Here is a 12,413-nt window from a genome sequence, read left to right as displayed (position 1 = left end):
TGGTATGGGTTATGCACTCTCTTAATCGAATCAACTAAATGGAGAAAACTATGTATATATCCCCTTACACCGCTCTAGACGCTGCAGTTGCAGCAAGTGAAAAACCAGTGACTGATAAACTAGGCAGCGATGAACGTGCTACTGTAATTGATTTACTATCACAAAAAAATCAGGCATTAACACATGAAACCGACCAAATATTTATCCTTGGCTATAATTAAACAACTCGCCTCCTGTCATTATTTACAATTTGTGACTTGCACCGAAACCGATTAACTGTAATGATAACAATTATCGTTACAGTCAATCGGTTTTCTTATGCATGAACATCAAGCTATGCTTTATTATCAACAGCAAATGAAATGTGTTTGTCAACGTCCGGGGCTACATGCTCCCGCGTTAGTTGCAAATTATATTGAAGCTGGTTTGAGTGCTGCACGCTATTACGAAAAAAATAATAGCATGCTATTACAAGAGCTCTATCTAAGACGTACTTTTCATGAAATCCTCAACAAAATGTGCGACTCTTTAATTCATTGTGCCATTCGTAAGCAATGTTTAGAGCAACTGTATAAACCTTTACTGGCGTTAAAGCGCTTTTATAGAAGCCATAATAGTACCGGGAAATACCTCATATTAGAGCGTGAAGCCCGTATTCTCAGTCACGAATTCAACCCTTTCTAGGAGCTTTTATGAGCGAATTTAGAACCGAATCAGATAGCATGGGCGAACTACAAGTCCCTACAGAAGCACTTTATCAAGCGCAAACTCAACGAGCTGTAAATAACTTTCGCATTAGCGACTTAGTAATGCCAAAACAGTTTATTACTGCTCTTGCGTACATCAAACAAGCCGCAGCTCAAAGCAACAACGAACTTGGTCATTTAAGTAAAAATAAAGCACTGTTAATCGAACGTGCATGCCAAGAGATCATTGATGGTCAACATTTAGAGCACTTCCCTATTGATGTGTTTCAAACTGGTTCAGGTACCAGTACCAACATGAATGCGAATGAAGTAATTGCAACACTGGCAAGTCGTTATGGTGATGAAGTTATTCATCCTAACGATGATGTAAATATGGGCCAAAGCTCTAATGACGTGATCCCCACAACCATTGCGGTGAGCAGTGTTATAAACGTGGTGTATGAATTATTCCCGGCGCTAGATCAGTTATCACAAACGCTAGAGCGTAAAAAATCTGAAGTGGGTGACATTGTCAAAACTGGCCGTACCCACCTGATGGATGCCATGCCAGTTACATTCGCGCAAACTCTTAGCACGTGGCAACATCAAGTTGATACTGCGATGGCGGGTATTCGCTTCAGCTTAGACGGCGTGTCAGCTTTAGCGCAAGGCGGCACCGCAGTTGGCACTGGTATAAATGCTGATCCTCTCTTTGCGGAGCAATTTTGTAAAAACCTCAGCGCCAATGTTGGCGTACGTTTTACACCGAGTAAAAACTTCTTTTATAATATTGGATCGCAAGATGCGATTGTTGCTTTATCGGGGCAATTAAAAGTACTTGCCGTCGCACAAATGAAGATAGCTAACGACCTACGTTGGATGAATTCCGGCCCGTTGGCGGGCCTTGGTGAAATAGAGTTAGAAGCATTACAACCTGGCTCTTCAATTATGCCAGGCAAAGTAAACCCTGTGATCCCTGAAGCGGCTGCTATGGTCAGCGCACAAGTGATTGGCAACGATGCAACGATTACAGTTGCAGGCCAATCAGGCAACTTTGAGCTCAATGTCATGCTACCTGTGATCGCCTATAACATTTTGCAAAGTATCGAACTGCTAGCAAATAGTAGCCAAGCCTTAGCCGATAAAGCAATCCGCTCTTTTAAAGTTAATCAAACTAATATTGATAAAGCACTCGCTAAAAACCCAATCTTAGTAACCGCACTTAACCCTGTAATTGGCTATGCTAAAGCTGCTAAAATAGCCAAACAAGCATACCAAGAAGGTCGCCCAATACTCGATATTGCCGAACAAGAAACAGATCTATCACGTAGCGAGCTGGAAACTTTACTTAACCCCGCAAAGTTAACTCAAGGCGGGCTATAAAAAATATTAAACCCGTCCACAGCGACGGGTTTAACCTTTGAATGCCATAGTTTTTATTGCTGTGTAATCTGCAAAGTGTATGATGGTGATTACTTGTTCATCACTGTGAAGGTTATTATGCGCTTATCTCTTATCGCTGTTTTGCTGCCGTTATGTTTATCTGCATGCTCAGATGCTGGTACATCAGGTTCTAACACTACAAACTCTGTGGCTGAAAACTCTGACACTTCAGAGCACGCTCAACTAAGCCCAGCTCCCGCCGCCCTTATTAAAGACAATCAAACAACTAAAGTAGACCCACTAACAAACGTTGTAGCCAGCAAAGAAAGTCTTAGTATCGCTCACCAACAGTTAAAAGATTTAATTAGCGATCCACAGTGTGATGACCATACTCAGTGTAAAATATTAGCTATTGGCAGTCGTGCTTGCGGCGGCCCGAGTAGCTATGTTGCTTATTCGACTAAATCAGCCGATGAGCAAGAAGTGATCGCATCAGCAAAGCAAGTCACTTCATTAGAAAGCCAATTTAATGCGCAAACGGGTATGATAAGTATTTGCCAACACCTAACTGAACCAAGTGCTCAATGCATTGAAAATAAATGTGTTAAACTTGAAGGCTCTGCAGCAAGTGTTTATTAAGGGATAATAGTATGAGCCGTTTTTCTTATTCTAAATTATTAGCTACCGCAACCGGTTTGCTGATGCTCAGTGGCTGTGCTAATACTGCTGACTCTTCAAAAAATAATAATGTAGATTTATCTAAATCTAACAAAGCATTGGGTGAGTTGATCCAAGAAAATAACTGTACAGCCAGCTTTCAATGTAAAGTGCTTGAAGTCGGGCAACGTGCCTGCGGTGGACCGAGCCGGTATGTAGTCTATTCAACGTTACAAACGCCACAAGAAAAAGCAGAGCAATTAGCACGTCAAATTACTGCACAAGAAACAGCTGAAAATAAAGCGAACGGATTAAGTGATTGCTTACCGATTTTACCTATTCAAGCATTATGTATTGCTCAGCGGTGCCAGTCTTTTGACCTGAAATAATATGGTATTCACTATGTTATTAATGGAAGCAATGAGGAAATCACTACAACCGCCACGATGCAAACCCCGGCCTTAAAAATATACTGTACTGGCATTTGTTTTTTTATCCAGTAGGCATAAATAAATCGTACAAAATAACTTGCTGCAGTACCAAATAAAGCAAATATTAGTAGGTAGGCGATTAACAGTATATTCACGGCAGCTCATTCTTTAATAATTTAAGCCCTCAGTGTAAGGGCTTAAATTCAATAAGGCAAAGCTTAGCGCTTACTTGTGTGTGCAATTAACAGTTCAGCAACTTGCTGTTTTACTGCGCGCTTATCATCGACTGCAACCCCAAAACGATCTGCAAGTAATGCGATCTCTTCGTCATTAAGATTAAATGACAATCGCTGCCGCGTCTTTTTTGATTTTACATCAAGAGTCAAAATTTTACGGATCATATCTGATGGTGTCAGTTCTTGGTCAATCGCTTGTTTTTTTATCGATTTTTGTACTTCACTGCTTAAATCAAAGGCCATTTGGGTTGCTCTAACCGCTTGCTCTTGGCGCTGCCATTTAGCCTTTGCATCACTCACTTTGCGTCTCCAGGAAACAAATCAACAATATCACTCATTGGACGCGTAAGCGTAAGTGATACCTCTGTTTCACCGCCATCCCAAATTTCAATATTTAAGCCAAAGCCTTCATCGGGCGATGCTAAACAGATCATCTCACATGGTTCACCACCTTCTTGCTCATAACGAGGCAAGGTTTGACCACGGTAATCTTTATTATGAAAATAACAAACATAAGGCGACTCACTTTGTTGATAGCTTTTAGCTAAAAACTGCATGTGGCGCTCAGGTGTATTTTGTACATCAATTTGTGTCAGTGAATCTTCATCAAAAATACGCGAAAACTCATCTAAGCCAAAAATCTCTTCAACTTCATCGCGCTGAATCTTTATTGAGAAGTTAGCCCACTCCTCACCATCGTCTTGCTCAATTTGTAAAAAAACAACTTGGCCACTGTTCGTTTCAAGTACAAATTCAGTATCACTGCTGTGCTGATATTGATACGTTTGAATATCAATAACACGCAATGTTTCGCCTTTTAACCACGAAGGGTAAGCAAACGAATCAATAACGCTAAACATGTCGCCTTTTTTAAGTTCGCTGGCATGATTAAGCTGACGCTCTGGCTCTTTTTTAGATTTAAAAAAATTAAACATAGGAGACTGCCTTTAAGCAAAAAAGGCAACAAGGCCGAAAGCCTGGTTACCTTTTTAAAATATGGACGTAAATATTAGCTATTTTGCTTCGCTTTAATGCGAGCTAAAATATCAGCGCTTTTTGGACTTGAATCGCCAATGCCTGCTTCAGCCATTTTTGCTTTTAGATCATCGCCGTTTACATCAGACTCAAGCTGTTTAGCTGCACCAAGCTGGTCGCTACGATCTTGCTGACGTTGCTTAATACGCTCTAAAGATTGACGAGCCGACGTCATAGACGAGCTGTTTGTATTTAGCGTGCTGTTAACAGCCATTGTCGCTTGTTGAACGCTTTCAGTCGTCTTAACCATAGTAAGCTGACGTTGATTTTCTTTGATCGATTTCTCAGCGTCTTTAACTTGCTGCTTAAGGGCAACAATGTGGTTACTAAAACCCGATAATACTTGTTCGTTTTCAGCTTTCTCAGCTTCAAAATCACCAATTTTTTCTGCAATTTCTAGCGCCAACGCTTCGTTGCCCTTTTCAAGCGCTTGCCCTGCATATGCTTCATGTTCAGCGATTGATGCATCTACAGCGCTAATTTTACGCTTAGTTTGCATTTCTTTAGCCATTACTTCCGTAAGGCTTTTCTTAGCGCGGTGAAGAGCATTTTGCGCGTCAGCAATTTCTTGCTCAAAAATACGGATGCCATTTGCATCTACAATTGCTTCGCCTGCTTCACGAGCGCCGCCACGTACTGCTGTAAATAATTTTTTCAAAATACTCATAATCTTAACTCCACTAACTAGCTATTAATCATTTAAATACAAAGTCACGGCTTCTAGTGCATCTATAGCGTTATCTGCTAATGTCACTAGTTCGTGGGTAACATCATCTAATGATGAGTTTACCGACAGTGCACCAAAAATCGCGTATTTGTTATCGATTTTAGCAAATGCACTCAGCGGAATTGGCACGTTTAAACGTAGTAATGTTTCGTTTAATTCGTTGCGTAATTCACTTTTAACTTCATTTTCGTCAAACAAGTAGCTAATACATAATAACTGCTCTTGTGTTTGCGTAACAAAAATTGGAAGTTCATCATTTCCATCAACAATGACTTGTAACACATCCTGCTCACCTGGATTGGCAATCAAGAAAGATTCAAAGTTAGCGCCTTCAGTTTCAAAAGCCGCTAATTTTATTGAAAGTTCGTTTAATTCCATGTCTGTGCCTTTTTGTCGTTTGACATATTATGTCTGAGTTAAGATTCGCACGGACGACATATTATGTCAACCATGTTTTATTAATTTTTGTATAATTCGCTTTCTACCTGCCACGCACTTCGGTAATAATCATACAAAGTACCTGTGCCTAATTGATTGACTTCAATATCATTTATTTGTTCAAAATAATGATTTGGAAACACAAATGAAGCCAATAAATATTTTTGACTGATCCACCTAGAAGCAATAGGTAGCGTTTTTATATCGCTAATTCTGGCACTGGCAGGTTTCCCTGCGGTTGTTGCAATCGTCCAGCCCCACTGACCAAAAGACGGAATATTTTGCTGATACTGCTCAACATGCTTAAATCCAGCTGCTTTCACTGTTTTACCAATGCTTAAAAATGCGTTTTTAGCATGGTACGGTGACGTTGACTGCACTGCCATGGCCCCATCAGCAGCTAGCAGTTGACGCACGTGATTGTAAAAATAATCACTGTACATTTTATTTAAGTCGGGATGGTTTGGATCCGGTAAATCAATAATTATAGTATCAAAGCGCTCCCCTTCACCGAGCAACCGCTCGACTTCTAAGAATGCATCACCAACAATGATATTAGCTCGCGGATCTAACATGGCATTATTATTAAGCTTACTTAAACGTGCAGTGATCTCAGCAGGTGTAATAAACTCATCACTTGGATAACCAAATAAATCAAGTAGCTGTCCATCTAAGTCAATTAAAGTAACTTTTTTAACGGGCCATTTTAGTGCATCTCTTAATGCTAAACCGTCGCCACCACCCACAATCAAAATATTATCATGACGGTTTGAAGCCAACATCGCAGGATAAACTAACATAGAGTGGTAAATCTGCTCATCAACACTAGAGAACTGTAAACGTCCATTTAAATAAAGATCTGTAATAGGCTCTGGCTGATTAAGGCTTAAACGCTCTGTGAGCACCAAGTGCTGATATTTAGTCGCTTCAGAATAAATAACTTTATCCTTATACAATACGTTACTTAAATTTTTCATCCAGCTACTGCCAAGCACTAAAATAAAAGCAAATAGCACGAGCAAAAGGATATGGCATACAAGTAATAATTTGGCGAAACGTACATGGGTGTGATAACGCCATAAAAATGCCAGTCCTGCAATAATATTAAACAAAGCAGTCCATGCGGCTGCTTGCATAATCGGCATAGACAGCATGATACTCACCCAAATAGCCGCGCCAATACCGGCACCAATATAATCTGCACCATAGATAGTGCCTGCATTATTTTCTAAAAAGCGGCCATAAACGTGCTGACGAATACGCGCTATTAACGGTATTTCCATACCAATCAATAAACCAAGTAATAGGCCAAACACATAGGGTAAAAATCGAGACCAATCTTGAAGCTGTTGGAACACATAACCATTTAATATGGTATCGGCAGGTAAATTGAATATCTCAGAAAAAATATGAGGTAATGAATAGCTTACAGCAATGATACTCGCTATTGCTAAAATACAACCCATACCAACAAGTGCAATCAAACTCTCTAGCCATGCAAAAGCGGTAAACGCATCTTTAAACCAGCGCGCTAAAAATGCACCGATCCCCATAGCAACAATCATGGTGCCAATCATCGCATAAATAGCACTTTCAACAGAGCCTAATACACGCCCGGCATAATGCGACAAAAGATATTCATATATAAGGCCACACCCTGCAAGTACGGCCATAACAGTAATTAATAAAAAATCATGCCCAAGTAAGGCGTACTTACTTGGGCTTTGCTTAGAATGTGACAAGTTTTATGCGCCTAGTAATGTAGCCATGGTAACACCAACAGCAAACGATACCGCTGCTGAAATAGCCGCTACGCCTACATTTTTCTGACGGTTAACTTCATCTGAAATATCGCAACCTGATAGAATAATTTTGATTGTGATCAGATGTAACACTATAAATACAAGCAGGCTTATCATTGCGCTTACAGCCCAGTAAAGCAAACTAGCACTAATATTATCAGCAACATACGGTGCAATACCTGTTGCAGCAGTAATCGCAAGTGCGCTACCGATTAGGAAACCAGCATAACGAATCCCAACAGCCAAATTGCCATCTACAATAGCCTGCTGCAAACAATCGCCGCTGCGATTTGTACGCTTAAACAGTTGCACTCGATACTGACTTACTAACAAAAGTACAATGCTACCAATCACAAATGCAGCAATAACAATTGGAAGTCCATACCAACCATCTGTTGCGACCCAAAATAGTGCAGAACGGATGACAATTGCAACACTCACTACATGACCAAAATCAATCACGGCAGCTGTGACATTACCTTTTACTATCTCATCATGTAAGCTAACTTTTCGTAAAGCCACTTTATCCTGAAAAAAGTGCCCTAGCTTAATTAGGGTAATTGCCAATAAACCGTAAGCCGTCATTTGCAGCGCTTCTTGCTGTAGCGTTGCAGCAAATGAGCCACTGCTTACACCAGTTAAAACAATGGCCAATGCAACTAAACCAGCAGCAAAACTAATTCCAAACGCAAAGTTATCGCGCTCTGTAATTTCATCATTCGCGTGTAAGTTTGAGACCCAGCCTTTGATATATTTTAGACTCACAAATAAAGCGATAATAATTGCGAAATCGATCGCTATCGCTTGTAGTGACCACATTGTTATTCCATTAAATTCGTACATATTATTTACACTCCAACACTAATTCTTTAAATAGCCGTTTACTTACCGCGACTTACGCCACGAGAGGTTCTATTATTGCTGTTTCTCACCGTTCCAGAGCCTTTGCTATAACTACTACGGCTTTTAGGTGGCGTATAACTGCTGCGACTTAGCCCTGATGCACCTGTCTTTTTAGAAGCATACGGGCTTGAGAATTGCTTACCTTGGCGTTGATATGATTGTCTGGTGCGGGTTTCAACCGCAGTTTGCGCTTTAATTTGCTTGGGACTAGAGTAGCGTGAGCGCCCATAATCACTGTAATAACTATATTTACGACGTTTACTCCAGCTACCATATTCAACGCGATCAAACACATCACCTAAAATACGATACATGCCGTACCACTGCCAAAAACTAATTCCGTTACTGTTAGTCTGCCAATTGCCGTAGTTAGGATTGCCGACTAGCTGATTACCTTCACCAACGCCTTCAGCCTGTTGGCTAATTGCTCCAACTCGTGCTAAAGAGCCCCCTGACATATCAGCAAGCATATTAATCGGATCAGTCAATGCATCAGCAAACAAAGTAGGTTTGACGGCATCGCGCAACAAATCTAAATTTTGTAAAGAATCTTCATAAGGAGGGATTAAATAAGTGCTTTTTATATCGGTAAGACGCTGTGTCAGGCCAGCATAAAGTGCACCTTTTTGAGTTGCGTCTTGTGCTATAACAGATGCAACCTGTGATAACTCCGGTTTTTCATTTGCGATAATACGTGCATATTCACTCAATAGTGTCGCATTACGAATTGAGCCATTATCCAATGCTTTGCCGAGTTCATTTAACTCAATTTCAGCTTTAGCAATAGATTGTTGAATTGTTTGTTGCAACTGCTCTTCTTTCGATTGGCAGCCCATAAGCAAGCTTATCAAACAAAACAGGCTTATAAGTTTCCAAGCTTTTATATTCGACATTCATGTCACCTGATTTTCTAAATTAACCTGCCTAGTTTTACACAGCTCAGAAAGTAAACCAAGGATGAAATTGCAACAAGATGATATTTTCTAAAGGTCAAAGCCTATGTTTTACTGCACTCAACTTTTAATTAGCTAGATGACAACTAGAAGGTGACACGAGCTCCCCCTCATAGCCGACAAACACTCTATACGATAACCCCCTCAAAAATTTGAAGTGCTCTGCTTTATAAACATAAGCTCAGCGAGTTAATCTAGTAATGGTTTTTGCAAATTTAGTTGGACGCTCTCTCATTTGAATTTAAAAACTGCTCAATTAAAAATGGATACTTAAATGTACAAATACCCAATACATAGTATGACCCTATCTAACTAGGCTGAATGATTTATTCTTATTACATTGACAATGTTGTCTCATTAAAATAATTTAAAAAGGTACAAAACCAAAAATGAAGAACTCTTCAATTATATAATAAGGAATTTTTAATGAAGAAAATATCCATTGCCGCTTTTCTAATGTCTTCGCTATTTTTAAGCAGTCAAACATTCGCCGCTGATTTCTGTATAACTAAAGAGAAGTAACCAAGCAGGATGCTAGTATTAAGCTCTGCCGGTGGTCTGTCATCATCTCTATTTTCTATATTACATGGCGATTTAAGAGATATTCCACTTGAGAGTAAAACAGGTAAAATTACTGGGATTAATTACACATCTGCAAATTACCCAGATTCTTTTGGCGAGATTGTTGAATTGTGCTTTTATCGAGCATATAACAACAATCCCGTTAAGTGCGAACCAATTGTGCCAAACTCTACTGGAGAGGTAACAGTATTTAATGGTGAGAGCTTCAAACCAGGTATTCAAGTATCAATTGTTCATAGAGTTGAAGCAACTGGTACTTTCCATTATTCAACACCAAATAGAATAGAAAGTATAACTTTTAACTACACAACTAACTAATTAACACCTTAGACTCCAAATTTAATCAAAGGAGTCTATTTTCGTTTAGAGGGTCAATAGTATGGATATACCTGATATCAAGAGAAGTTTGTTAAATGCGAGAAAAGCTTTTCCTCAGCCACAATCTGACCCCAAAAAAAGTAAGGATATAGAAATACATGCATCGGTTTCTTCATTATCGTCGAAATTAAGTAAGGCCAAAAGCTCTATTGATATTTCTAAATTAAGTCAGCAAAATTTATCTCTACATAAGGAAATACTCTCTTCAAATGCAAAAACAAATAGTGATGAGGTTGCCACAGCAAAGTGGGAATTTGAACATTTATCCAAATCAAAACTTGAGACGATAGCATTAGACACAAGTAATACATTTAGAAGCTCAGAGAGAGTAGCTGCATATGAAAGATGGCACACACTTGATCAGCAAAACCTATCAAATCTAAAACGAGACAGCCTTAAATACGAAAGTAACGTTACCGCACTAGCATCATTTGAAGAATTACTATCATCTCATACGAACTCTTTTTCTTTTTTTAGTAAAGCGATGGTTTCCGATGAATATAGCTCACAAGCAACATCACAGTTTGAGTCTATTTTAGATGCACGGGATTTAGAAAAAAGCAAAAATATAAGCAGGTCTGAGCATTATTATGAAACTATGGTGATGGATATTTTTGGTGGTACTGAATCAGAAATTTTAAGCGGCACTGATGGGATGTCCTTATCTAACTTAATGCGAAGTTCTTATGAGTTTTTGACACAAGGAGATAGAGAACTATTAGCTGATATCTATGAATATGCTGATAATAATAATATAGATTTTAAGTATATACGTCAGTTTGCCAGTGATCTTGGTGGTTACAGAATGCATGACGATGGGAAGATACTTAATAATTTTAATAATGGCCACTTCAACGGTGAAGGATACCAGCTTGCTGTCAGCTTTACGGATAAAGATCAAGCTACGATAAATAATATCCTTGATAGTCAGAAAAAACTATCTTCATCTGATATAGATGTGGGGTTCATTTCGTTTATGACTGAGCCAGGCTTAAGTGCATTGTCTCATCGGGGTAGTTACCAATATTTACAACATATGATAGAAATAAAAGCGGGAATAGAGCCAAGTCTTTCAACTGAAAATTTTAAGGTTTTTGAAGGCTTTTCAGGGGTTGATGATCGATATGTTATCACGACTTCTGATAAGCGGCTAATTAGGCCAGAACCTGATGTCATTTGTAAAAATGGTACCTGTGAAGTAACCAAAAAAGGTCTTAAAAACAATGTTACTTTAGAAGAAAATAAAGGCAATCCTATATTAGATCTTAAATCTAACTCAATAAGCTCCCTTTTAGAACTCAGAGTGAACAACACAACCGAAAATAACACTTTATTTCAATGGCTTGCTGATTGAAGTCGAATTTATTTTAACAATCTTGTAGGCTAAGACCACAATAAAGTATAACACCTGTTGCTTTTACAACAGCCGTACGGTTTTTAACTTTAAGAAATTGGCGAACAATTTGATAGCAAGTCTTTAATCGCGCATCTTTGGTGTAGTGTAGGAAAGTTTTGAATGTTGGCCAATTTTGCTCACAAGTAGCACATGATTAAAATAGATCATCAATTACATGTGATTAATATAAAGGGGTTAAGCTGCTTTAAAGGCGTATTTTGACCTCTGAGGAGTTCGTGGTGTTCTTTTATGCCTTCAGGCTAAAGCCTGACCTACAATAAAATACCCGCACGCTGATTGCAAAACCGTCGGTCGTGATTTATCGCAACAGCCGATATATGAGGGTGTACTGCTTTCAGGTGAACGCCCGAGCGACATTGACCACCTTGCACCTTGCTCGCTTTTTCACTTTCCTGCAGACGTAAAAAGCCCGACTCCATGAGTCGGGCTTTCTTTATTTGGAGCCTGGCGATGACCTACTTTCACATAACAAATGCTACACTATCATCGGCGCTGTTTCGTTTCACTACTGAGTTCGGCATGGGATCAGGTGGGTCCAAAACGCTATTGTCACCAAGCAAATTGGGTGTCAGTTCGTATCTCTACGCACTAACTAAAATTTGAAAATGCTGATAATTGTCTTCTTACAACTTTAAGCTTATCGCTTACAGCTGCCAGTAATCTACTTTAGTTGTCGCGATAAATCACGACCTACAATCTTAACTTCTGCGCTTAAACAGTCACATAAAACGCGTTTGGCGTTGTATGGTTAAGCCTCACGGGTAATTAGTACAAGTTAGCTTAAC

Annotated in this window: 15 protein-coding genes and 1 rRNA gene; 7 read left to right on the top strand and 9 right to left on the bottom strand. The window is 39.3% G+C overall.

Features of this window, described 5'->3' with window-relative positions; all coding sequences use genetic code 11:
• Positions 1-50: 50 nt before the first annotated feature.
• From A7967_RS23160 to A7967_RS20475, 5 genes are all read left to right on the top strand, one after another.
• Positions 51-221 (top strand): hypothetical protein, encoded by a 171-nt coding sequence (locus A7967_RS23160; RefSeq protein ID WP_167349710.1) that lies wholly within the window; start codon positions 51-53, stop codon positions 219-221.
• A gap of 97 nt (positions 222-318) precedes the next feature.
• Positions 319-684: a hypothetical protein gene (locus A7967_RS20490; RefSeq protein WP_054455978.1), complete on the top strand. Its 366-nt coding sequence runs from the start codon at positions 319-321 to the stop codon at positions 682-684.
• An 8-nt stretch (positions 685-692) separates the two neighbouring features.
• Positions 693-2,069: a class II fumarate hydratase gene (locus A7967_RS20485; protein ID WP_054206812.1), complete on the top strand. Its 1,377-nt coding sequence runs from the start codon at positions 693-695 to the stop codon at positions 2,067-2,069.
• Between the two features lie 117 nt (positions 2,070-2,186).
• Entirely contained in the window at positions 2,187-2,708 is a 522-nt protein-coding gene (locus A7967_RS20480) for a hypothetical protein (protein ID WP_064436051.1), read from the top strand.
• 11 nt (positions 2,709-2,719) lie between these two features.
• Positions 2,720-3,115, top strand: coding sequence for a hypothetical protein (locus A7967_RS20475; protein WP_054206814.1), 396 nt, complete (start codon positions 2,720-2,722; stop codon positions 3,113-3,115).
• 11 nt (positions 3,116-3,126) lie between these two features.
• On the opposite strand, the gene A7967_RS23485 is transcribed toward A7967_RS20475, so the two are convergent.
• The 8 genes from A7967_RS23485 to A7967_RS20440 form a co-directional block, all read right to left on the bottom strand.
• The gene (locus A7967_RS23485) at positions 3,127-3,312 is read right to left on the bottom strand and encodes a hypothetical protein (RefSeq protein WP_082355731.1); all 186 of its coding nucleotides are present in this window, start codon (positions 3,310-3,312) and stop codon (positions 3,127-3,129) included.
• Positions 3,313-3,375: 63 nt separating this feature from the next.
• Positions 3,376-3,693 (bottom strand): hypothetical protein, encoded by a 318-nt coding sequence (locus A7967_RS20470; RefSeq protein WP_064436050.1) that lies wholly within the window; start codon positions 3,691-3,693, stop codon positions 3,376-3,378.
• Positions 3,690-4,328 (bottom strand): DUF4178 domain-containing protein, encoded by a 639-nt coding sequence (locus A7967_RS20465; RefSeq protein ID WP_054206816.1) that lies wholly within the window; start codon positions 4,326-4,328, stop codon positions 3,690-3,692. The genes A7967_RS20470 and A7967_RS20465 overlap by 4 nt, the downstream gene beginning before the upstream one ends.
• Before the next feature lie 74 nt (positions 4,329-4,402).
• Positions 4,403-5,095 carry a PspA/IM30 family protein gene (locus A7967_RS20460; protein WP_054206817.1) on the bottom strand — a complete coding sequence of 231 codons (693 nt, stop codon included), beginning with the start codon at positions 5,093-5,095 and terminating at the stop codon, positions 4,403-4,405.
• A 24-nt stretch (positions 5,096-5,119) separates the two neighbouring features.
• Complete coding sequence (locus tag A7967_RS20455) at positions 5,120-5,533, bottom strand: YjfI family protein (RefSeq protein WP_054206818.1); 414 nt, start codon at positions 5,531-5,533, stop codon at positions 5,120-5,122.
• Positions 5,534-5,613: 80 nt separating this feature from the next.
• Complete coding sequence (locus A7967_RS20450; RefSeq protein ID WP_439951192.1) at positions 5,614-7,266, bottom strand: polyamine aminopropyltransferase; 1,653 nt, start codon at positions 7,264-7,266, stop codon at positions 5,614-5,616.
• 72 nt (positions 7,267-7,338) lie between these two features.
• Positions 7,339-8,238: a DUF350 domain-containing protein gene (locus tag A7967_RS20445; RefSeq protein ID WP_054455984.1), complete on the bottom strand. Its 900-nt coding sequence runs from the start codon at positions 8,236-8,238 to the stop codon at positions 7,339-7,341.
• Positions 8,239-8,276: 38 nt separating this feature from the next.
• Positions 8,277-9,191: a hypothetical protein gene (locus A7967_RS20440; protein ID WP_054206821.1), complete on the bottom strand. Its 915-nt coding sequence runs from the start codon at positions 9,189-9,191 to the stop codon at positions 8,277-8,279.
• 591 nt (positions 9,192-9,782) lie between these two features.
• On the opposite strand from A7967_RS20440, the gene A7967_RS20435 reads away from it, so the two are divergent.
• The gene (locus tag A7967_RS20435) at positions 9,783-10,151 is read left to right on the top strand and encodes a hypothetical protein (RefSeq protein WP_244507116.1); all 369 of its coding nucleotides are present in this window, start codon (positions 9,783-9,785) and stop codon (positions 10,149-10,151) included.
• Between the two features lie 61 nt (positions 10,152-10,212).
• The gene (locus A7967_RS20430; protein WP_064436048.1) at positions 10,213-11,565 is read left to right on the top strand and encodes a hypothetical protein; all 1,353 of its coding nucleotides are present in this window, start codon (positions 10,213-10,215) and stop codon (positions 11,563-11,565) included.
• 505 nt (positions 11,566-12,070) lie between these two features.
• Here A7967_RS20430 and rrf read toward each other — a convergent pair.
• Positions 12,071-12,185: ribosomal RNA gene (rrf, locus tag A7967_RS20425) — 5S ribosomal RNA — on the bottom strand.
• Between the last annotated feature and the right edge of the window lie 228 nt (positions 12,186-12,413).

The organism is Pseudoalteromonas neustonica (assembly GCF_001653135.1).
Lineage (GTDB): Bacteria > Pseudomonadota > Gammaproteobacteria > Enterobacterales > Alteromonadaceae > Pseudoalteromonas > Pseudoalteromonas neustonica.
The sequence above is the reverse complement of the archived record's forward strand: the minus strand, read 5'-3'. Positions and strand labels throughout refer to the sequence as shown.

Coding starts and splice junctions, on each gene's coding strand:
- A7967_RS20460 (WP_054206817.1), bottom strand. CDS start 5,095: ATGAGTATTTTGAAAAAATTATTTACAGCAGTACGTGGCGGCGCTCGT.
- A7967_RS23160 (WP_167349710.1), top strand. CDS start 51: ATGTATATATCCCCTTACACCGCTCTAGACGCTGCAGTTGCAGCAAGT.
- A7967_RS20435 (WP_244507116.1), top strand. CDS start 9,783: ATGCTAGTATTAAGCTCTGCCGGTGGTCTGTCATCATCTCTATTTTCT.
- A7967_RS20455 (WP_054206818.1), bottom strand. CDS start 5,533: ATGGAATTAAACGAACTTTCAATAAAATTAGCGGCTTTTGAAACTGAA.
- A7967_RS20465 (WP_054206816.1), bottom strand. CDS start 4,328: ATGTTTAATTTTTTTAAATCTAAAAAAGAGCCAGAGCGTCAGCTTAAT.
- A7967_RS20485 (WP_054206812.1), top strand. CDS start 693: ATGAGCGAATTTAGAACCGAATCAGATAGCATGGGCGAACTACAAGTC.
- A7967_RS20450 (WP_439951192.1), bottom strand. CDS start 7,266: ATGGCCGTACTTGCAGGGTGTGGCCTTATATATGAATATCTTTTGTCG.
- A7967_RS20475 (WP_054206814.1), top strand. CDS start 2,720: ATGAGCCGTTTTTCTTATTCTAAATTATTAGCTACCGCAACCGGTTTG.
- A7967_RS20480 (WP_064436051.1), top strand. CDS start 2,187: ATGCGCTTATCTCTTATCGCTGTTTTGCTGCCGTTATGTTTATCTGCA.
- A7967_RS20440 (WP_054206821.1), bottom strand. CDS start 9,191: ATGTCGAATATAAAAGCTTGGAAACTTATAAGCCTGTTTTGTTTGATA.
- A7967_RS20490 (WP_054455978.1), top strand. CDS start 319: ATGCATGAACATCAAGCTATGCTTTATTATCAACAGCAAATGAAATGT.
- A7967_RS20430 (WP_064436048.1), top strand. CDS start 10,213: ATGGATATACCTGATATCAAGAGAAGTTTGTTAAATGCGAGAAAAGCT.
- A7967_RS20445 (WP_054455984.1), bottom strand. CDS start 8,238: ATGTACGAATTTAATGGAATAACAATGTGGTCACTACAAGCGATAGCG.